The following is a 1,901-nucleotide window of genomic DNA, read 5'->3' as shown; positions in this document are numbered from 1 at the left end:
GAGCCGGATGTTGGGCCGCCGGTCTATTTCCTGACCCCCGACGTGGTCGGCGTGAACCTGACCGGCGCCCTGCGCGAAGGCGTCACCGCCACCGACCTGGTGTTGACCATCACCGAACTGCTGCGCCAGACCAAGGTCGTGGGCAAGTTCGTCGAATTCTTCGGTGAAGGCACCGAATCGCTGTCGCTGACCGACCGCGCCACCATCGCCAACATGGCCCCGGAATACGGCGCCACCATGGGCTTCTTCCCGGTCGACGACGCCACCATCGCCTACTTCAAGGGCACCGGCCGCACCAAGGCCGAGATCGACGCCTTCGAAGCCTACTTCAAGGCGCAAGGCCTGTACGGCGTGCCCAAGGCCGGCCAGATCGACTACACCCAGGAAGTCTCGCTGGACCTGGGCACGGTCGCCCCGTCGCTGGCCGGTCCCAAGCGTCCGCAAGACCGTATCGAAATCGGCAACGTCAAGACCACCTTCTCCGAGCTGTTCACCAAGCCGGTGGCAGAAAACGGCTTCAACAAGAAGGCTGAAGACCTGACCGCTTCCTACAAGAACGCCGACGGCGTGGATGTGCATAACGGTGACGTGCTGATCGCCGCCATCACCTCCTGCACCAACACCTCCAACCCGAGCGTGCTGCTGGCCGCTGGCCTGTTGGCCAAGAAGGCGGTGGAAGCCGGCCTGAAGGTGGCTCCGCACATCAAGACCTCGCTGGCCCCTGGCTCGCGCGTGGTGACCAAGTACCTGGAAGCGGCTGGCCTGCTGCCGTACCTGGAAAAGCTGGGCTTTGGCGTGACCGCCTACGGTTGCACCACCTGCATCGGCAACGCTGGCGACCTGACCCCGGCCATGAACGAAGCCATCGTCAAGAACGACGTGGTGGCCGCTGCCGTGCTGTCGGGCAATCGCAACTTCGAAGCCCGTATCCACCCGAACATCCGCGCCAACTTCCTGGCTTCGCCCCCGCTGGTGGTGGCCTACGCCATCGCCGGCAACGTCACCCGTGACCTGATGACCGAACCGGTCGGCAAGGGCAAGGGCGGCAAGCCCGTCTACCTGGGCGACATCTGGCCGACCTCGCAAGAGATCGAAAAGCTGCTCAAGTTCGCCATGAACGCCAAGACCTTCAAGGAAAACTACGCCGATGTGAAGGGCGCTCCTGGCAAGCTGTGGGAAGCCATCAAGGGCGTGGCCAAGGGCGAAGTCTACAACTGGCCGAGCTCGACCTACATCGCCGAGCCGCCGTTCTTCGAGAACTTCAGCGAAGAACCCCAGGCTGCCGCCACCGGCATCAGCGGTGCCCGCGCCCTGGGCGTGTTCGGCGACTCGATCACCACCGACCACATCTCCCCGGCCGGTTCCATCAAGGAATCCAGCCCGGCTGGCAAGTGGCTGCAAGCCAATGGCGTGCTGAAGGCGGACTTCAACTCCTACGGCTCGCGTCGCGGCAACCACGAGATCATGATGCGCGGCACCTTCGCCAACGTGCGTATCAAGAACCTGATGATCCCGGCCAAGGAAGACGGCTCGCGCGTCGAAGGCGGCATCACCATTCACCAGCCTTCCGGTGAAGAAATGTCGATCTACGACGCCGCCATGAAGTACGTGGCCGAAGGCACCCCGACCATGGTCTTCGGTGGCGAAGAGTACGGTACCGGCTCCTCCCGCGACTGGGCTGCCAAGGGCACCCAGCTGCTGGGCGTGAAGGCCGTGATCGCTCGTTCCTTCGAGCGTATCCACCGCTCCAACCTGGTGGGTATGGGCGTGCTGCCGCTGCAGTTCCTGGGCAATGACAGTGTTCAGTCGCTGGGCATCACCGGTGAAAGAAGCTTCGACCTGAAGGGCCTGGAAGGCGAGATCAAGCCGCAACAGGAAAGCCACCTGGTGATCCATCGCAA

General features: G+C 63.5%; 1 protein-coding gene. It reads left to right on the top strand.

Going from position 1 to position 1,901, the window contains the following annotated elements:
• A partial coding sequence (acnA, locus tag I5W_RS10585) for an aconitate hydratase AcnA (RefSeq protein WP_044529192.1) occupies positions 1-1,901 on the top strand: 1,901 nt, incomplete at both ends.

The organism is Herbaspirillum sp. B65 (assembly GCF_000333555.1).
Classification (GTDB): domain Bacteria; phylum Pseudomonadota; class Gammaproteobacteria; order Burkholderiales; family Burkholderiaceae_D; genus Herbaspirillum; species Herbaspirillum rubrisubalbicans.
This window is presented reverse-complemented; position numbering and strand designations above follow the sequence as displayed.